This window comes from Methylobacterium sp. WL120, from assembly GCF_008039465.1.
GTDB lineage: Bacteria > Pseudomonadota > Alphaproteobacteria > Rhizobiales > Beijerinckiaceae > Methylobacterium > Methylobacterium cerastii.
In genome coordinates, this window is the sequence record NZ_VRUT01000059.1 from 1 (window position 1) to 17,487 (window position 17,487).

Here is a 17,487-nt window from a genome sequence, read left to right on the forward strand (position 1 = left end):
TCGCCCGGGCGCTCGCCAAGGCCCCCTACGCCGCCCCCCGCACCGACGACCTCCCGGCCAGCCTGAAGGGCCTCAGCCGCGAGCAGTACGGCGCCATCCGCACGAAGCCCGCCGCGGCGATCTGGGCCGGCGACGACCTCGGCTTCACCATCGAGCCGCTGCATCGCGGCGCGATCTTCACCGGCCGCGTCGCGCTGTTCCTGGTGGAGGACGGCCAGGTCCGGCCGGTCGCCTACGACCCGGCGCGCTTCGACACCGGCGGGTTCGCGCTGCCGGAGTTCTCGGAGGATCCGGGCTTCTCGGGGTTCCGCCTGCGCGCCCGCTTTCCCGACGGCCCCGACCTGTCGGACTTCGCCGTGTTCCAGGGCGCCTCGTTCTTCCGCCTCGTCGCCAAGGGCCAGGGTTTTGGCATCAACGCGAGGGCGCTGACGCTGCGGCCGGCAGACGCAAGGGGCGAGGAGTTCCCGGTGTTCCGCGCGGTGTTCATCGAGCGCCCGGCCGACGGCGCCCTCGTCCTGCACGCGTTGATCGATTCCGACTCCGCCTCCGGCGCCCTGCGGATGGTGCTCCGCCCCGGCACCGAGGCCTCGACCACCGAGATCGAGACCACGATCTTCGCCCGCAAGGCGATCGACCACCTCGGCCTCGGCGGCATGCAGGCGAGCTACCTGTTCGGCCCCGAGGACCGGCGCCGCGTCGACGACGCCCGCGCCGCCGCCTTCTCGGCCGGCGGCCTGCAGATCCGCAACGGGGCCGGCGAGGCGATCTGGCGCCCGGTCCACAACCCGGACGCGCTGCAGATCTCGTCCTTCGTCGATCAGAACCCGAAGGGGTTCGGCCTGATGCAACGGGCGCGCACCTACGAGGATTTCGAGGACGACGTGCAGCACTGGGAGTGGCGCCCCTCGCTCTGGCTCGAGCCCGCCGACGCCTGGGCCGACGGCGCGGTGACGCTGATCGAGATCCCGAGCGATTCCGAGTTCAACGAGAACGTGCTGGCCTATTGGCGCCCGAAGGACGCCGTCGCCGCCGGCTCGGAGACCACCTTCCGCTACCGCCAGCACTGGTGCTGGCAGGCGCCCGCCGCCGCGCCGCCGGCAAGCGTGACGGGCACCCGCAGCGGGCGCGGGAGCGCGGGCACGCGCCGCCTGTTCCTGGTGGACTTCACCGGCGACGGGCTGTTTGCCGAGGGCGGCCTCGACATCGCCCTGGCGGCGTCTCCCGGCAGCATCGCCCGACAGCAGTTTTTCAGCTACCCGGAGCGCAGGACCGTTCGGGTCGCCTTCGAGCTCGATCCCGGCAGCGAGCGGGCGAGCGAGCTGCGCCTCGCCCTGGTTCGGGCGGGCCGGCCGGTGACCGAGACCTGGCTCTACCGCTGGACGTCGTAGAAGCCCGCGGGGACCCGGGGTCCGCAGGACCGCACCGGGCGCCCCACGCGAGACCCGCAGACGAGAATCGATCGAAGGCCGTGCGCATGGACGACGTTTCCGCCCTCCCCGCGGCCGCACGGCGCGACGCCTCGTCGGACCGCCCCTCCGGGGCGGCCTTCGCGGACGCCCTGCCCCCGGAATCGCCCCTCCCGATGCCGGTGCAGAGCCTGGCTGCCTGGGATCCGGCGCTCGCGCACCGGCCGTCGCGCCATCATGCGCGGCCCCACGCCGCGCGCCTCCTCGTCTTCGGCGGCGCGATTTTGCTGACCGGCTACGGCGGCTGGCAGATGTACGAGACCGTGTCGGTCTCAGGGTCGCCCACCGCCCTGCAGTACGTGCTCGTGGCCTTGTTCCTGCTGACCTTCTCGTGGATCGCGCTCGCCTTCACCAGCGCGATCCTGGGCTTCGCCGTGCTGCTGCGCCGCCCGCGCCTGCCGCCGGTGCCGGCGGGCCTCGCCACCCGCACCGCGATCCTGATGCCGGTCTACAACGAGGGCACCGCCCGCACCTTCGCCGCGATCGAGGCGATGCGGGAGGCGGTCGACGCCACCGGCCTCGGGCCCGCCTTCGACTGGTTCGTGCTCTCGGATTCGACGCAAGCCGACGCCTGGATCGCGGAGGAGCGCGCCTTCCTGACGCTGCGGGACGCGCTCGGCCCCGACGCCCGCCTGTACTACCGCCACCGCCGGAAGAACCACCACCGCAAGGCCGGCAACATCGGCGACTTCGTCACCCGCTGGGGCGGCGCCTACGACCACATGCTGGTGCTCGACGCCGACAGCCTGATGACCGGCGACAGCGTCGTGCGGCTCGCCGGCGCGATGGAGGCCGACCCGGATGCCGGCATCGTTCAGACGCTGCCGCTCATCATCAACCGCAACACGCTGTTCGCCCGGGTGACCCAGTTCGCCGCCCGCATCTACGGGCCGGTGATCGCCACCGGCCTCGGCCACTGGTCGGGCCGCGACGGCAACTATTGGGGCCACAACGCGATCATCCGCACGAAGGCCTTCGCCGCCGCCTGCGGCCTGCCGGACCTCCCCGGGAAACCGCCCTTCGGCGGCCACGTGCTCAGCCACGACTTCGTGGAGGCCGCCCTGATCCGCCGCGCCGGCTGGGCGGTGTACATGCTGCCGACGCTGCCGGGCTCCTACGAGGAGAGCCCGCCCTCGCTGATCGACGTGGCGGTACGCGACCGGCGCTGGGCGCAGGGCAACCTCCAGCATGCGCGGATCATCGGGGCGGCGGGGCTGAAGCCGGCCTCGCGCCAGCACTTCGCCACCGGCATCGCCGGCTACGCCGCCTCGCCGTTCTGGCTGTGCCAGCTCGTGGTCGGCATCGCGCTGGTGCTGCAGACGGCCTACGTGAAGCCCGAATACTTCACCACCGAGTTCGGCCTCTACCCGGTCTTCCCGCGCTTCGATCCGGTGCGCGCGCTGCAGCTCTTCGGGCTGACCATGGGCATCCTGCTGGCGCCGAAGTTTCTCGGCCTCCTCCTGGCGCTGATCGACGGACCGGTGCGCCGGGCCTGCGGCGGCGCCGGACGGCTGGTCGCGTCCTGCCTCATCGAGATCCTGCTGTCCGCGCTGATCGCGCCGATCGCGATGGTGATCCAGTCGGGCTCGGTGTTCAGCATCCTCGCCGGGCGCGACACCGGCTGGAACCCGCAGCGCCGCGACGACGGCTCGATCCCGTTCGCCGACATCGTCCGGCGCCACCGCTGGCACACGGCGTTGGGGCTGGTCTCGGGCGTCGCCGCCTTCGCCATCGCCACGTCGCTGTTCCTCTGGATGGCGCCGACGATCCTCGGCCTCGTCCTCGCGATCCCGATCTCCTGGGCGAGCGGGCAGCTGGCGCTCGGCCTCGCCCTCAAGCGTCGCGGCCTGCTGATGACGCCGGAGGAGCGCGCCCCGCCGCCGATCGCCATCCGCGCCGGCGCGCTGGCCGCCCGCAACCAGGCCCGCGGCCTCGACGAGGCCGACGCCCTCGCAGCGCTCCACGCCGACCCGGGCCTCGCCGAGGCCCACACCCGCATGCTGCCGAGCGCCGAGCCGCGCCCCCGCGGTAGTGTCGACGTCGACCACACGCTGGCCCAGGCCAAGGTCGTGGAGGCCGAGACCCTCGACGAGGCCCGCACCTGGCTCGGCCCCAAGGAGCGCATGGCCCTCCTCCACGACCGCGCCCTCCTCGACCGCCTCGCGCGCTTGGCCCCCTGACCCGATTTTTCGAGATGTCCGCCGGCCGCAAATTCCGCTACAACCCCTCCCGCCGGAAGGGTGGCCGAGTGGTTTAAGGCAGCGGTCTTGAAAACCGCCGTGGGGGCAACTCCACCGTGGGTTCGAATCCCACCCCTTCCGCCACTCCAAAGGTCGCCCGCGTGATCTTTCGGTGGCGAAAGGCGATCGCCCTATCGCCATGCCGTGATTTCTTTCCGGCAGATCGATCCCTTGGTTCAAGGACGAACGCCGACGACCCTGCGCCGGGAACGAGTCCTCGCGGCGGGCGCTATACTCGCTTGTCCCTCACCTCGGACGCTCCCGCCTTGGACAAGTTCGCCTACTACCTCGTCACGTTGCTCGAATCCGCGCTGGGCGTCTTCGGCGTGCGGTCCTTCTACGATCAGCCGCGCTACGCCGTCGTCGAGCGGCTCGAGCGCGGCGTCGAGATCCGGTCGTACGAGGCGCGGGTCGCCGTCGAGACCGATGCACGTGGCCAGGGGGACGGCGAGGCGTTCGGGCGGCTGTTCCGCCACATCACCGGTGCGAACCGGGACGGCGGGCGCATCGCCATGACGGCGCCGGTGGAGACGGCGGGACGTCGGATCGCGATGACGGTGCCCGTCGAGCAGGGCCCCGCCGGGACGATGCGGTTCTTCCTGCCTCACGACGTCGCGCGCGCCGGCGCTCCTGAACCCACCGAGGCCGGCGTCCGGCTGGTTCGCCTTCCGCCCGAGCGGATCGCGGCGCTGCAGTTTTCGGGCACCATCACGCCGCAGGCGCGGTCGGAGCAGGAGCGCATCCTCGCGGACGTGCTGGCGAAGGCGGGCCGCCGGACCGAGGACGTCCCGCTCCTCATGGGCTACGACCCGCCCTTCGCGATCCCGTTCCTGCGCCGGAACGAGGTGGCCGTGCGGCTGCCGGCCAATTGAGACCGGCGCCGCCGGGATCGGCCGGCGGCGCCAGAGGGGACTTTCGTTCCGCGCCGAGCTTGGCGCGGCCATCGAGGCCGTTGAGTCGGTTCACGTGAGCTGCGCCCGGCGGCCCCTCGACAGGCCTCTCGGGCGAGCCCCGTCCCACCGGATGGCGGGACGGGGGCGCGGGCTGCAGCGCCCTGGTCGATCAGGCGGCCATCGGCCCCTGGCGCCGGTGGCCCTTCACGTCGTAGCGGTCGAGCATCATCACCTTGTCCCAGACCCGGACGAAGTCGGCCACGAAGCGCCGCTGGCCGTCGCTGCCGGCGTAGGCGTCGGCGATGTTGCGCAGCTGCGCGTTCGACCCGAAGACGAGGTCGTTGCGCGTGGCCTCGTACTTGGCCTGCCCGCTCTCGCGGTCTTTCAAGGCGAAGGACGTGCCTGCCGCGCCGGCCTTCTCCCAGATCAGGTTGGTGTCGGTCAGGGTCCGGAAGAAGTCCGTCGTCAGCACGCCGACCCGGTCGGTGAAGACGCCCAGGGTCGAGCCGTCGTGGTTGGCGTTCAGCGCTCGCAGGCCGCCGGTCAGGACCACCCATTCCGGCGCGGTCAGCGTCAGCAGGTTGGCCTTGTCGAGGAACATCTCCTCCGGCGAAAGGCGGGGCGCCATCGCCGCGAACCCGTCGTCGACGTAGTTGCGGAAGCCGTCCGCGACCGGCTTCAGCCAGGTGAACATCTCCACGTCGGTGAGCGCCTGCGTGGTGTCGACGCGGCCCGGCGTGAACGGCACGCGCGCCTCGACCCCGGCGTCCCGGGCCGCCTTCTCCACGGCGACGCAGCCTGCGAGCACGATCAGGTCGGCGAGCGAGACCTGCTTGCCGTCGCCGCGGCCACCGTTGAACCCGGACATCACCCCGCGGAGCGCCTCGACCACGGGTACGGCCCGGCGGTTGACGGCCCAGTCCTTCTGCGGCGCGAGGGCGAGGCGGGCGCCGTTGGCGCCGCCGCGCTTGTCGCTGTCGCGGTAGGTCGAGGCCGCCGAGAAGGCGGTGAAGGCGAGGTCCGAGACCGAAAGACCCGTGGCCAGGATCGCCTGCTTGAGGTCGGCGAGCTCGGCCTCCCCCACCGGGGCGTAGGCGGCATCGGGGATCGGATCCTGCCAGAGCAGGCCGTCCTCGATCGTCGCTTCCGGGCCGAGGTAGCGGTGCTTGGGGCCCATGTCGCGGTGGGTCAGCTTGTACCACGCCTTGGAGAAGGCCTGGGTGAAGGCGTCGAAATCGCCGAGGAACTTCTCGCAGACCTTGCGGTACTCGGGATCGACCTTGAGGGCGATGTCGGAGGTCATCATCATCAAGGGATGCGACCGGCCCGCGACGTGGGCGTCGGGGGTCCGCGGCGCGTTCGGGTCCTTCGGCGTCCATTGCAGGGCGCCGGCCGGGCTCTTGGTCTGCTCCCAGTCGAACTTGAAGAGGTTCTCCAGGTAGGCGTTGTCCCACTTCGTCGGGTCGGGGGTCCAGCTCCCCTCGATGCCGTTGGTCATCGTGTCCTTGCCGGCGCCCTTCGGGTTGTGCCAGCCGAGGCCCATCGCCTCCATCGGCGCCATCTCCGGCGGCGGCCCGATCTCCTTGGCCGGGACCATGCCGTGGCTCTTGCCGAAGGCGTGGCCGCCGGCGATCAGCGCCACGGTCTCCTCGTCGTTCATCGCCATGCGGGTGAAGGTCACGCGGATGTCGTTGGCCGAGCCCTGCGGGTCGCCGTTGGCGTAGGGGCCTTCCGGGTTCACGTAGATCAGCGCCTGGTGCGAGGCGGCGAGCGGGTTCTCCAGGTCGTACTCGGCGTCGCCGTTCTTCCCGCGCCAGCGCTTGTCGCGGTTGACCATCTCGTCGAAGCTCGAGACCGAGCCCATCTCGACGACCTCGGGACCCCAGTAGGTCGCGTCGTCCGCCTCCCAGGCGTCGAGGCGCCCGCCGGCGAAGCCGTAGGTCGGCAGGCCCATGATCTCCAGGGCGCAATTGCCGGTGAGCACCATCAGGTCGGCCCAGGAGAGGGCGTTGCCGTACTTGTGCTTGATCGGCTGCAGCAGGCGGCGCGACTTGTCGGTGTTGCCGTTGTCCCACCAACTCGAGATCGGCGCGAAGCGCTGCATCCCGGTGCCGGCGCCGCCGCGCCCGTCCGCGATGCGGTAGGTGCCGGCCGAGTGCCACGCCATGCGGATCATCTGCGGGCCGTAATTGCCGTAATCGGACGGCCACCACGACACCGACGAGGTCAGGAACTGCTTGATGTCGCCTTTCAGCGCGTCGAGGTCGATCGCCTGGAAGGCGGCCGCGTAGTCGAAGTCGGGTCCGAGCGGGTCGGCCGCGAGCCCGTTCTGGTGCAGCAGCTCGACCCGGAGCCGGTGCGGATACCAGTTCTCCAGGGCAGGACGGCTGCCGAAGGCCCCGCCGACGCGGTCGCCTCCGAACGGGCACTGGCCCGCCATCGGGTAGGAATCGGTGTTGGTCTTGTCGATCGTCGTCGTGCTCATCAACATCCCCCTTGGCGCAGGACCGGCGGCGCCAGGCGTGCCGCTCTTCGCGACATGCCACGCTTCTACGATCCTGCATCGCGAGCGACATCAGGCGCCCGCGTCGAAAATCAAGGTGCCGCCGCCTGCGCGCGCGCGACGCTCGCGGATGCGCCTAGGAACGAAGCGCCTCACGTTTGCGCGAGCCGATCGTGGGCAATTCAAACGTCCGCCGGGGTTCGGCCGATCACGGCGCGCAGCGGATCGCCGCCCGCGCCGTCCGGGACGACGACCTGCATGGCGGTCTCCGGGAAACCGGCATGGCGCAGATAGAGTGCGATGAGCCGCGCCTGGTCGTCCCCACGCACCGCCTGCCAGATCGCCACCGCCTTGGTCGGGAAGCAGCGGTTGGAGAAGGTGACGATGACGGGCGCCCCCGGCACGAGCACCCGGGCGACCTCGAGCAGGACGGCGACGGGATCCTGCAGGTACTGCACGCCGACGCAGATCAGGACGGCGTCGATGCTCGCGGTCGCGATCGGCAGCGACGGGTCGCCGTTGAGGTCCTGGACGAAGGACGTTGTCAGGCGGGGGTTGGCCGCGAGCTCGCGGGCGTTGAGGCCGTGGCCGATCACGGCCGCGAAAGGCACCTCCGGGGGCAGGTGGCTGACCCAGCTCGACATCAGGTCGAGGATGCGCCCGCCCGGCGGCAGCAGGTCGCGGTAGAGGTCGGTGACGGCCTGGATCGCCCCGTCGTCGATATGCGTCACGAAGCGGGGCTGGGCGTAGAACAGGGCGTCCGGCGCCGGGTCCTGCTTGGCGAAGGCTTCGGGCGGTAGCTCGGGCAGGCTGGTCACGCGCGGTTCCCTCGTCGTCGGTCTCGCTCCCCAACGCGCGAGGCGACGGCGACGGGGCCGCGACCGAATCGACGGCATCCGATCCCTGCGCAGGGCCGGTGTGCCGGGGCGTCAGGCTCCGCGCGCGACGGCGTCGGCCGGCGGCCGGAACGGCAACACGAGCACGTTGCGCCCACGCAGGTCGTGGACGCTGACCTGCCACCCGCGCCAGTCGGTGCCGTCGTCGAGCGTCACCATCAAGGCCTCGGCGACGCCGCGGGCCCTGTCGGCCAGCCGCCCGGGAACACGGATCTCCTTGCCCACCGCGTCGAAGACGCATTCGAGGCCGTTGGTGCAATGGAAACGGTAGCGTGCCATGGCGGTGCGACCCCCTTCGTGACGACGTCAGACATCGTTCACTCTATGTTCTAATTTCGAGAAGGCAAACGCGGGACGGTGGATAAGGTGGCACGGGGCGTGAACAAATCGGTCGCGGCCACGCCCGAGGCGCCGCCTCGGCTCGACGACGGGCGCTCCGCGGCCGGCTCGGCCGACCCCTCGGCCTACGGGCGGCGGCTGGTCCCGCGCCCGCACCAGGTCGAGGCCGCCGAGGCGATGCTGGCGGCGCGCGCGGCCGGCTGGCCCGGCTTCCTGCTCGGCGACGCCACCGGGCTCGGCAAGACGCTGTCGGTCTGGACGGCCCTGGCTGCGATGCCGGAACGCGACGTGCTGATCGTCTGCCCGAAGGGCGCCATGCCGCAATGGCGCCGCACCCTGGCGCTGTCCGGGTTGCCGGAGAAGGCGGTGACGCTCGTCAACTACGAGCGCACCAAGGCGCTGATGGCGCCGCCGGCCGCGGGCACGCGGCGGTCGGCCCGCGCCAAGAACAACGCGCTCGCCAAGCACGGCAGCCTGCGCCGGGCCTGGCCCCTGGTCGTGTTCGACGAGAGCCATCGCCTGCGCAACCCGTACAGCCAGCAGAGCCTCGTCTGCCGGCACCTCGCGGATGCGGCCGTGTTCACGAGCTACGTCAGCGCGACCGCCGGCCAGGCGCCGCACGAGCTGTCCTATCTCGGGCGGCTGCTCGGCGAGGCCGCCGACGCGCCGACGGAGACGCTCGCCGAGTTCAGGGTTCTGATGCAGCGCCTCGGGATCGGCCGGGCCAAGGGGCGATGGGTGAATTGGTCCTGGACCAGCAACGCGCAGGACTGCGCCGTGATGGCCGACCTGCTCTACACCGGCCCCCGCGCCATCGGCCTGCGGCGTCGGCCGGGCGACATCGCCGGCTGGCCGGAGGTGGAGCGCGCGCTCGCCCCGACCGAGCTGACCGCCAACGCGCGCCGCCTCTACGACGCGACGTGGCGCGAGTTCCGTCGCGAGTTCGGCCTCCTGGGCGGAAGCACCCGGCGTCCGACCGGGTGGGCCGCGGACCTGCGCTTCCGGCAGAAGGCGAGCCTGCTGCGCGTGGACGGGACGGCCGACTTCGTCGAGCTTCTTCTCGGGGCCGGCGAGCAGGTCGCGATCTCCGTCGCCTTCCTGGAGACGGGGGCGGCCCTGCGGGCGAGCCTGGAGACGCGGGGCTGGTCGGTCGGCAGCATCGACGGCCGGCAGGACGCCGAGGCGAACGAGGCGACGCGGCGGGCCTTCCAGACGGGGGCGCTCGACGCGGTCGTGTTCACGGTCACCGAGTCGATCTCGCTCCATCGCAACGAGCTGCCGGGCGGCGAGCGCACCCGTGCCCTGGTGATCCACGACATGCGCCACAGCGCGATCCAGCTGGCCCAGATCGAAGGCCGCTGCCACCGGGACGGGCAGGCCGCAATCATCCACTACGCCTACGCCGAGGGCACGGTGGAGGAGGCGATCACCCACACCGTGATCCAGCGGATGGCGACGATGGGCGCGATGGCCGGCGAGGACACCGACCTGCTCGAGGCGATCATGGCCCGCCTGCTCGAGGACGATCCCGGCGAACCCGGCTGACGGCGGTCGGCCGAAGCTCCGCTCAGTCCTCCCAGGACCGCAGCCCGCACACCCAAACCGTCACCACGACGGGGCCGGCGATGAGCAGCGACAGGGTGAGCTGGTCCGTCGGGTCGCTGGTGAAGGCGCGGGCCACCGCGGGTCCGATCAGGGCGCAGCCGGCGCCGGCCAGGATCGCGACCGTTCGTGGGGTCATCACGTCACCTCGCAAGCGATCGGCGCCTTGTGATCGGCGCCTCGCGATCCGCGCTTTTCGTCCACGCCCGCCCAGAAACGGGGGAGAAGCTGGGTACGAGGGGCGCGGACGGTCGATCCTCGGACCGACCCTTGCGTAAGCGTCGAAGGCGCGATTCGTTCGCGCCGGCGCGCAGATGCCGCGGCTCCCCGACCGGCCAGGGCACCGGACCGATCGCCGGGACGCCCTGCCGTCGGCAGCGCCCGCGCTACGCCGGAAGGACGACGACCTTGGTCTTCACCGGCGTCCGCGCATAGAGGTGGATCATGTCCTGGCTGAGCAGGCCGACGCAGCCGCTGGTGATGCCGCTGCCGATCGTGTCGGGCTCGCTCGAGGCGTAGATCGTGTAGAGCGTGTAGGCGCCGTTCTGGTAGAGGTGCAGGGTGCGGGCGCCGAGGGGGTTGTCGAGACCGCCCGGCATGCCGCGGGCGTACTTGGCCGCCTCCGGCTGGCGGCGGATCATCTCCTTGGGCGGCGTCCAGGTCGCCCACTCGGACTTGCGCCCGACATAGGCGTCGCCGTGCCACAGGAAGCCGTCGCGTCCGACGTTGGCGCCGTAGCGGGTGGCGTTTCCGTCGCCCTCGATCCGGTAGACGTAGAAGTTGGCGGGGTCGACCACGATCGTGCCGGCGGCCTCCTTGGTCTCGTAGCGGACCGTGCGGCGGTAATACTTCGGATCGAGCTTGCTGATGTCGGCCGCCGGGATCGGAAACTTCTCGTCCGGCATCGGCCCGTAGGTCCGCGTCGCCTCGGCGAGCAGGATGCCGTCCGTCGTCGCGCAGCTGCCGAGGCCGATGGCGCCGAGGCCGACCGCCGAGCCGGCCAGGAACGACCGGCGGCTCAGGATCGCCGGCCGGCCGAGTGCGGTGCGATCGCGTTCGCCGGAATCGGCATGCCCACCGTTGACGATCATGATCCCGAACGTCCCATATCCTGCGGTGCGGTTTCGCGCACGCGCAGGGCTGCGTTGGTCCTGGTGTACCGCCGGACCGGACCGGCGAAACCAGACCGTATCGGCAAGCTCGGCTTTTGCGTCGGGAGTGTGGCAAAAGTCCCGCGGCGCCGCGAATGTCCACCGGAGCCGCGCGATCACCGGCACCGCGGGGCGTCCGGGTCCCCCGGGATCAGGGGCGGCCGTGCTGCCGGCCCGCGAGACGGTCGAGGAGCACGTGCGGCACGGTCAGGGCCGACAGCATCCGAAGCGTCAGGGTCAGCAGGTCGGACGCCGCGTCGGGCGGACCGGACGCGTAGAGCGGCCATAGGCCCGCGCCGATCAGGAGGGTCAGCGCGAAGACCGGCAGCGAGCCGCGGACGGCCCGGCCCATCGTGTCGATGCCGGGTGCCTTCGTGGAATCGCGCACCAGGGCCCGCATGTGCCGGGGGCCATGCAGGCCGACGAAGTACAGGGTGAAGGCGGTGAGCGGCGGCAGCAGCCAGAAGGCGGTCGCGAGGACGACGAGCTCGGCCCGCAAAGCCGGCCGCGCGTGCCGCGTCAGGAGCCAGGCGGCAGCAAGGGCGAGCCAGAGCCAGGACGCGGCCGTCCACCACGCGGGAAGCGACGGCATCGGCACCCGTGCCACCGCCGCGAAGATCTCGGCCGTCTCCTGCGGGCGCAGGAGCGCCGGCAGGGCGATCGGCAGGCCTCCGCGCACGAGGGCTTCGACCGGTCGGCCGGGACCGGCATCTTCCTCGCCGAAATGCAGGGCCGACAAGGCCAGGAAGCCGGCGAGCGCCGCAAGCGGCGCGAGCTGCCAGGCGAGGAGGACCAGGGCCGAGAGGCCGAGATAGGGGATGGCGAAGACCCCGAACCACGCCCGGCCGTAGCGGGGACGCAGAAGCGGTGCCGCGATCGCGCCGTCGAGCGCCCCGTGGGGTACACCGAGGACGATCACGACCGAGAGCGCCGCGAGCCAGGAGGCTTCGCGCGGCAGGAACGCGGAGGCGACGAGCCCGAGCGCGACGAGCGCGGCGGCCAGGTGTGGCAGCCGGGCCGTCGCGGCGCGAAGGCGGCCCGCGGCGTCGGCCGCCGCGAGGGGCGGACGAGACGCGCGGACCGTCATGCGGTTCAAGCCGCCCGGCGCAGCGGCTTGGCGGCGGCCGTTCCCTCGGCCAGGTCGCGATCGACGGCGCGGGTCGTCTCCATCGTCGCCATGATGCCGTAGGCGACCTTGGCGGTCAGATCGAGGAGCGCGACCACGGCGAGCGCGACGGCGGGCGAGAGTAGGCCGAGGCCATCCTGGCCGACGAGGAGCACCACCGGGTAGGCGCACCAGACTCCGGTGAGGAACACGGCGTTGCGCAGGAAGGCTTTTCGCACGTCGGCCCGCTCGGCGGCGTTTTCCTCGCGCAGCTGCACGAAGATCCCGTAGAACACGGCCAGGAACGCGCCGCAGGAGATGGCGAACCAGGTCCACTTCACCGCGGCGACCTCGGACAGGCCGAAGGCCAGCGCCGTGACGATCATGATCAGGTCGGAGCCGACGAGGCCCCAGACCACGGCCTGCCGGCGCATGCCGGAATGCATCGCGGTGCGCGCGAGCCCGACGAGCAGGAGCGGCGTGGTGAAGGTCCAGTCGATGTAGCGCGCGACGTAGAATTGCCGCGCGACGTCCGCCGCGTCGGGGCCGGCCGGGAGGGTGATGCTGCCCTGCCCCGTCGCCATGGCGAAGTAGGAGCATGCGGCGATGATCGGCACGATCCCGTGGATGATCCCGTCGGCTTCCTCGGTGGGCGTCCGCCGCTTCGCCAGTAACAGGATCGCGGCAGCTCCGGCGGCCATGCCGGCGCAGCCCAGCCACAGCCAGAATTGAGGCGTCATCGTTGTCTCGTCGGTCGGGGGATGAAAGCGCGTCCGGGAACGTGGCAGCGCCCGAGCCCAATCCCCCTCACCCCCGATCGTTGCGCCGGCGCGTTGTCGCGGGCGCGGCACCATCACGGGCGCGGGACCCTCGCGGGCGGACGGGTGCCGAGGTGGTCGCGCAGGGTGCGGCCCGCGTACTCCGTGCGGACGAGGCCGCGCCGGCGCAGCTCCGGCAGGACCAGCTCGATGAAGTCGTCGAGGCCGCCGGGCAGGGTCGCCGGCATGACGTTGAAGCCGTCGGCCCCGCCGGCGCGGAAGCGCGCCTCCATCTCGTCGGCGATCTGCGTGGGCGTCCCGACGATCTGCGAGTGGCCCCGCGCCCCGGCGATCCGCAGGTAGAGCTGTCGCAGGGTCAGGCCCTCGCGGCGGGCGAGGTCGAACATCAGCTGCTGGCGCGACTTGGCGCCCTCGGCCTCCGGCAGCTCCGGCACCGGGCCGTCGGGATCGAAGCCGGAGAGGTCGAAGCTGCCGACCATCCGCTCGAGCAGGGCGAGGCCCACCACCGGGTCGATCAGGTCCTGCAGCGCCTCGAACTTGGCCCGCGCCTCCGCCTCGCTGCGCCCGACCACCGGGAACAGGCCCGGCATCACCTTGAGGTCGTCGGGGCTGCGGCCGAACCGCGGCAGGCGCGCCTTGAGGTCGCCGGCGAACTCGACCGCCTCGACAAGCGTCTGGTTGGCGGTGAACACGACTTCGGCGGTGCGGGCCGCCAGATCCTTGCCCGGCCCCGACGAGCCCGCCTGCACCACCACGGGCTGGCCTTGCGGCGTGCGCGAGATGTTGAGCGGTCCGCGCACCTCGAAATGCGTCCCGCGATGGTTCAGCGGGCGGAAGCCGTCGGGCTTCGAGAACTGGCCGCTCGCGCGGTCGATCACGACCGCGTCGTCGTCCCAGGTGTTCCACAGCCCGAGCACCACGTCGACGAATTCCTCGGCCCGGGCGTAGCGGTCGCCGTGGCGGGCGATGCCGGCCTCGCCGAAGTTGGCGGCTTCCGCGTCGGTGGTCGAGGTGACGAGGTTCCAGCCGGCCCGGCCGCCGCTGAGGTGGTCGAGGGAGGCGAAGCGCCGGGCGACGTTGTAGGGCTCGTTGAAGCTGGTGGAGGTGGTCGCCACGAGCCCGATCCGGTGGGTGACCGCGGCCAGCGCCGAGAGCAGCGTCACCGGCTCGAAGTGGGTGGAGCGGGCCGTGCGCTCGGACGAGCGCAGGTTGCCGTCGCGGATGCCGGAGCCGTCCTCGAGGAAGACGAGGTCGAACTTGGCCGCCTCGGCCCGCTGCGCCCAGCCGACGTAGCGTTCGAGGTTGAGGCCGCCGTCGGCCTCGCTCGACGGATGGCGCCAGCCCGCCACGTGGTGGCCGGTGGCGTAGAAGAACGCACCGAGGCGCATCGTGCCGTGTCTCGCGGTGTCCTGTCCCAAGGTGCCCTACCCCGCCATCCTGTCGTGAAGCTCGCGCGAGCCTGGAGTCCCACCGCCCGCCTTGCGAGAACGCACCGGGCGGCGGGCCGTTTCAGCCGAGCCTGCGCACGCACCGGAGAGCCCGGCTCCAGCCTCGCCTTACGGGTGCTTGTGGATCGGGTCGACCCAGTGGACGGCCTCGGGGCGCTCCACCGGCTCGACGTCGGGGATGTTGACCACCACCGCCTCGTTGTCGGAGCGCACCAGCACGCATTGCAGGGTCTCGTCGGGCGAGGCGTTGATCTCCTGGTGCGGCACGAAGGGCGGCACGAAGATGAAGTCGCCGGGGCCGGCTTCCGCGACGTATTCGAGCCGGTCGCCCCAGCGCATCCGGGCGCGCCCCGACAGCACGAAGATCACGCTCTCCAGGACGCCGTGATGGTGCACCCCGGTCTTGGCGTCGGGCTCGATCGCCACGGTGCCGGCCCAGATCTTCTGCGCGCCGACGCGGGCATGGTCGATCGCCACCTGCCGGAACATGCCCGGCGTCTGCGCGGTGTTGGCGTCGAGCTTGTCGCCGGGGACCACCCGCACGCCGTCGTGCTTCCAGCGCTCGGTGCCGGCGGCCGGCGCCTCGCCTTCGTGCGGATGGCCGTGGGACGTGTTGTCGTGGGGCGTATCTTGGTGAGGCGCATCTTCGTGAGGATCGTGCATCGCAAGGCTCCCGCTCGCCGGCCGTTCGGCGCATCCTAGCTGGTTGCGGGCCGCCGGTGCGAGCAGGGCGTCGTCATCGCCGCCGCGTCCGCAGGGCGAGCGCCAGGGCCGCCGGCCAGAACGCGAGGCTGAGGGCGATCACCGGGCCGACGTTTCGCCCCTTCCACAGCGCGATGCCGACCGGAAGGAACAGGACGGGGATCGCGACCGCGAGAAACAGCCAGAACGCGCGGTCGCCCATGACGTCTTCAGGCATGTCGCGACCGGCTTGGCGTTCTTCGGGGAATGGCCTGAAGGTCCGAGCGTCCGACGGCGCCCGTGATCGAGCGGGCACGCCGAACGCTTCGGAGTCCGCGTCGATCAGTATCTGGCGGCGCCGGCCGGCGGGTCAGCTCAGGCCGTGCTTGCACGCGTTGCGGAATTTCTTGCGCGCCTTGCCGTGCAGGCCCTGCTTGTCGGCCTGCATCGAGCAGTCCTTCGACTTGGCGGTCCGCTCCGCACTCGGGACGGCGGGCTTCCCCGCCTGCGCCGGCGCGGACGCCGCCGAGCCGGGCACCACGCCGGGGCTGGGGGCCGTGCCCTGCGCGTAGGCCGGGACCGCGAAGAGGAGGCTGCCGGCGACGACGGCGGCGGCGCGATTGAACGTCATGACGGGATGCTCCGGTGAGGCGCCAGAAACGGCTGCGCGCTGGCCGGCGTTCCACCCCACACGGATCGTTGATCGCCGGCGCCCCTCGCCCACCGTGGAGTCCGGCGGCATCGGTCATCCTTCCGAAACCTGTCCGGCGCATTCTGGTGAACGCTGCATCGCCAGCCGGCAGATCCGCCCGATCCGCTGCGGCGGCCCTGCTCGCTCCGGCGACGCGGGGCCGCCCCGTTCGGGTTTTGGGACGCTCGCCCAGCGGGTCCGCCGGCCACACGCGCCTTACCCCACCCGAATGTCAGGATCGTCCCGTTGCGGCCCGTCCGCTGCGTCGAGGCGTTCCTCGGCCGGCGTCTCCTCCGCGATGGGTGTGCGCAGCCAGGTCGCGATGCGCTGCAGGGCTTCGAGGGACGGGTCCTCCGGGCGGGGGCTGGCTGCGAGCGCCGCGCGGACGTCGCGCAGAAACGCTTCGGTGTCGTCATCGGACATCGCTGCTCGTCGAAGCTTGCGGAACGCCGGTCGCCGGCTTGGTGCAAGGGCGCGTGCCTAGCTGTCGGCCGGCCTCGCCGCGGGCCACGCCGAACGCGTGCGACCCACTATGGAGGCCGCGCGCGTCGCGCGCGGCCCAACTCGCTCGGTCAGGAGGTCGACCACTCGCGCTTGACCTCCTCGGCCGGGCGGTCGAGGCGCACCGTGTCGCCCTCGACGGACTGGACGAAGTCGACGGGGATGTAGTGATGCAGGCCGCCGGCCGCGGCGTCCTTCTTCGTCAGCTTGATCTCGCCCTTGTCGACGTGGTCGACCGTGCCGACGTGGGCTCCGTCCGAACCCACGACGTCTGCGTGTTCCTTGATCTCTGCGACGTCGACCATGCGTTTCACTCCCGATCAGGCCCTCTCAACCGGGCCCGCGGGGCCGATGTTCCGGGAGCGTGAACTCTCGGAGGCCGGCGACCGGCCCGCCGCCTGCGGAACCGCCGCCACCGGGTGAGGTTGCGCTCATCGGGGACCCGACGACCCGTGAGGATCATGTGCGCGACAGCCGACGACCGTCACGCCGTGTCCTGCTGCGATCCGGGGGCTCCGTCGCCGCCGGGGCGATGCTCGGGATGGCGGCCGCGCAGGCCGGGGCGCAGGAGCCGGCCGTGACGGAGTCCGGCCGGCGCGCGAAATCCCTCGACACGGACTACTTCAAGGGCATGTACGCCACGGAAGCCGACCCGTGGAAGTTCGCCACCAGCGCCTACGAGCGCGCCAAGTACCAGGCCACCCTCGAAGCCCTGCCCCGGCCGCACTACGCCTCCGCCCTGGACGTCGGCTGTTCCATCGGCGTGTTCACGCACCAGCTCTGCGGGCGCTGCGACGCCGTGCTCGGGCTCGACGTGGTGCCCTCCGTGCTGGAGGCCGCGCGCGCCCGCTGCGCCGACTGCCCGAACGCGCGTTTTCAGCTCGCCGCCGTCCCCGGCCAATGGCCCGATGGGCGCTTCGACCTGATCGTGATCTCGGAGGTGGCCTACTACCTCGACCGCGCCGACCTCGCGCGCCTGGTCGCCCGGGTGGAGGGCGCGGTGCTGCCCGGCGCCGACATCGTCCTGGTGCACTGGCTCGGGGTCGCCCACTACCCGCTCTCGGGCGACGACGCGGCCGAAGGCTTCATCGCCGGCGCGAAGGGCTTCGCGCAGGTGCTGAAGCAATCGCGCACCGCCGAGTACCGGCTCGACGTGCTGCGCGCGAACGAGGCGGCGCCCGCGCGCTGATCG

Annotated in this window: 18 protein-coding genes and 1 tRNA gene; 6 read left to right on the plus strand and 13 right to left on the minus strand. The window is 71.9% G+C overall.

Annotated elements, in window-relative coordinates:
• From FV229_RS12820 to FV229_RS12835, 4 genes are all read left to right on the plus strand, one after another.
• A partial coding sequence (locus FV229_RS12820) for a glucan biosynthesis protein D (protein ID WP_147752355.1) occupies window positions 1-1,388 on the plus strand: 1,388 nt, incomplete at its 5' end.
• Window positions 1,389-1,474: 86 nt separating this feature from the next.
• Window positions 1,475-3,646 (plus strand): glucans biosynthesis glucosyltransferase MdoH, encoded by a 2,172-nt coding sequence (mdoH, locus tag FV229_RS12825; RefSeq protein ID WP_147752356.1) that lies wholly within the window; start codon window positions 1,475-1,477, stop codon window positions 3,644-3,646.
• Between the two features lie 54 nt (window positions 3,647-3,700).
• Window positions 3,701-3,790 (plus strand) — tRNA-Ser (locus tag FV229_RS12830).
• Window positions 3,791-3,972: 182 nt separating this feature from the next.
• Entirely contained in the window at window positions 3,973-4,578 is a 606-nt protein-coding gene (locus tag FV229_RS12835; protein ID WP_147752357.1) for a heme-binding protein, read from the plus strand.
• A 190-nt stretch (window positions 4,579-4,768) separates the two neighbouring features.
• On the opposite strand, the gene katG is transcribed toward FV229_RS12835, so the two are convergent.
• From katG to FV229_RS12850, 3 genes are all read right to left on the minus strand, one after another.
• Window positions 4,769-7,084 carry a catalase/peroxidase HPI gene (gene katG / locus FV229_RS12840; protein WP_147752358.1) on the minus strand — a complete coding sequence of 772 codons (2,316 nt, stop codon included), beginning with the start codon at window positions 7,082-7,084 and terminating at the stop codon, window positions 4,769-4,771.
• Window positions 7,085-7,284: 200 nt separating this feature from the next.
• On the minus strand, window positions 7,285-7,920 hold the full coding sequence (locus FV229_RS12845; RefSeq protein ID WP_246688174.1) for a methyltransferase domain-containing protein: 636 nt from the start codon (window positions 7,918-7,920) through the stop codon (window positions 7,285-7,287).
• A gap of 111 nt (window positions 7,921-8,031) precedes the next feature.
• A complete protein-coding gene (locus tag FV229_RS12850; protein WP_147752360.1) occupies window positions 8,032-8,277 on the minus strand; it encodes a hypothetical protein in 246 nt (81 codons plus the stop codon).
• A 99-nt stretch (window positions 8,278-8,376) separates the two neighbouring features.
• On the opposite strand from FV229_RS12850, the gene FV229_RS12855 reads away from it, so the two are divergent.
• On the plus strand, window positions 8,377-9,882 hold the full coding sequence (locus FV229_RS12855) for an SNF2-related protein (protein WP_246688175.1): 1,506 nt from the start codon (window positions 8,377-8,379) through the stop codon (window positions 9,880-9,882).
• A gap of 22 nt (window positions 9,883-9,904) precedes the next feature.
• Here the strand turns inward: FV229_RS12855 and FV229_RS27410 are convergent, their stop codons facing one another.
• From FV229_RS27410 to FV229_RS12900, 10 genes are all read right to left on the minus strand, one after another.
• Window positions 9,905-10,078 carry a hypothetical protein gene (locus FV229_RS27410; RefSeq protein ID WP_187273636.1) on the minus strand — a complete coding sequence of 58 codons (174 nt, stop codon included), beginning with the start codon at window positions 10,076-10,078 and terminating at the stop codon, window positions 9,905-9,907.
• 247 nt (window positions 10,079-10,325) lie between these two features.
• Window positions 10,326-11,030 (minus strand): L,D-transpeptidase, encoded by a 705-nt coding sequence (locus tag FV229_RS12860; protein ID WP_147752361.1) that lies wholly within the window; start codon window positions 11,028-11,030, stop codon window positions 10,326-10,328.
• A gap of 211 nt (window positions 11,031-11,241) precedes the next feature.
• Window positions 11,242-12,177 (minus strand): Brp/Blh family beta-carotene 15,15'-dioxygenase, encoded by a 936-nt coding sequence (locus tag FV229_RS12865; protein WP_147752362.1) that lies wholly within the window; start codon window positions 12,175-12,177, stop codon window positions 11,242-11,244.
• A gap of 5 nt (window positions 12,178-12,182) precedes the next feature.
• Window positions 12,183-12,935 (minus strand): bacteriorhodopsin, encoded by a 753-nt coding sequence (locus FV229_RS12870; RefSeq protein WP_147752363.1) that lies wholly within the window; start codon window positions 12,933-12,935, stop codon window positions 12,183-12,185.
• Window positions 12,936-13,048: 113 nt separating this feature from the next.
• Window positions 13,049-14,362, minus strand: coding sequence for an LLM class flavin-dependent oxidoreductase (locus FV229_RS12875; protein WP_147752364.1), 1,314 nt, complete (start codon window positions 14,360-14,362; stop codon window positions 13,049-13,051).
• Between the two features lie 168 nt (window positions 14,363-14,530).
• Window positions 14,531-15,085, minus strand: coding sequence for a cupin domain-containing protein (locus tag FV229_RS12880; protein ID WP_147752365.1), 555 nt, complete (start codon window positions 15,083-15,085; stop codon window positions 14,531-14,533).
• A gap of 73 nt (window positions 15,086-15,158) precedes the next feature.
• Window positions 15,159-15,341, minus strand: a complete 183-nt coding sequence (locus tag FV229_RS12885) for a hypothetical protein (RefSeq protein ID WP_147752366.1) — start codon at window positions 15,339-15,341, stop codon at window positions 15,159-15,161.
• A gap of 132 nt (window positions 15,342-15,473) precedes the next feature.
• Complete coding sequence (locus tag FV229_RS12890) at window positions 15,474-15,734, minus strand: phosphate starvation-inducible protein PsiF (RefSeq protein ID WP_147752367.1); 261 nt, start codon at window positions 15,732-15,734, stop codon at window positions 15,474-15,476.
• A gap of 276 nt (window positions 15,735-16,010) precedes the next feature.
• The gene (locus FV229_RS12895) at window positions 16,011-16,217 is read right to left on the minus strand and encodes a hypothetical protein (RefSeq protein ID WP_147752368.1); all 207 of its coding nucleotides are present in this window, start codon (window positions 16,215-16,217) and stop codon (window positions 16,011-16,013) included.
• A gap of 149 nt (window positions 16,218-16,366) precedes the next feature.
• Window positions 16,367-16,600, minus strand: a complete 234-nt coding sequence (locus FV229_RS12900) for a DUF2171 domain-containing protein (protein WP_147752369.1) — start codon at window positions 16,598-16,600, stop codon at window positions 16,367-16,369.
• Window positions 16,601-16,836: 236 nt separating this feature from the next.
• Between FV229_RS12900 and FV229_RS12905 the strand changes: the two genes are divergently transcribed.
• Window positions 16,837-17,484, plus strand: a complete 648-nt coding sequence (locus FV229_RS12905) for an SAM-dependent methyltransferase (protein WP_147752370.1) — start codon at window positions 16,837-16,839, stop codon at window positions 17,482-17,484.
• Window positions 17,485-17,487: the final 3 nt, after the last annotated feature.

Coding starts and splice junctions, on each gene's coding strand:
- katG (WP_147752358.1), bottom strand. CDS start 7,084: ATGAGCACGACGACGATCGACAAGACCAACACCGATTCCTACCCGATG.
- FV229_RS12860 (WP_147752361.1), bottom strand. CDS start 11,030: ATGATCGTCAACGGTGGGCATGCCGATTCCGGCGAACGCGATCGCACC.
- FV229_RS12875 (WP_147752364.1), bottom strand. CDS start 14,362: ATGCGCCTCGGTGCGTTCTTCTACGCCACCGGCCACCACGTGGCGGGC.
- FV229_RS27410 (WP_187273636.1), bottom strand. CDS start 10,078: ATGACCCCACGAACGGTCGCGATCCTGGCCGGCGCCGGCTGCGCCCTG.
- mdoH (WP_147752356.1), top strand. CDS start 1,475: ATGGACGACGTTTCCGCCCTCCCCGCGGCCGCACGGCGCGACGCCTCG.
- FV229_RS12880 (WP_147752365.1), bottom strand. CDS start 15,085: ATGCACGATCCTCACGAAGATGCGCCTCACCAAGATACGCCCCACGAC.
- FV229_RS12870 (WP_147752363.1), bottom strand. CDS start 12,935: ATGACGCCTCAATTCTGGCTGTGGCTGGGCTGCGCCGGCATGGCCGCC.
- FV229_RS12895 (WP_147752368.1), bottom strand. CDS start 16,217: ATGTCCGATGACGACACCGAAGCGTTTCTGCGCGACGTCCGCGCGGCG.
- FV229_RS12900 (WP_147752369.1), bottom strand. CDS start 16,600: ATGGTCGACGTCGCAGAGATCAAGGAACACGCAGACGTCGTGGGTTCG.
- FV229_RS12865 (WP_147752362.1), bottom strand. CDS start 12,177: ATGACGGTCCGCGCGTCTCGTCCGCCCCTCGCGGCGGCCGACGCCGCG.
- FV229_RS12890 (WP_147752367.1), bottom strand. CDS start 15,734: ATGACGTTCAATCGCGCCGCCGCCGTCGTCGCCGGCAGCCTCCTCTTC.
- FV229_RS12905 (WP_147752370.1), top strand. CDS start 16,837: ATGGCGGCCGCGCAGGCCGGGGCGCAGGAGCCGGCCGTGACGGAGTCC.
- FV229_RS12885 (WP_147752366.1), bottom strand. CDS start 15,341: ATGCCTGAAGACGTCATGGGCGACCGCGCGTTCTGGCTGTTTCTCGCG.
- FV229_RS12850 (WP_147752360.1), bottom strand. CDS start 8,277: ATGGCACGCTACCGTTTCCATTGCACCAACGGCCTCGAATGCGTCTTC.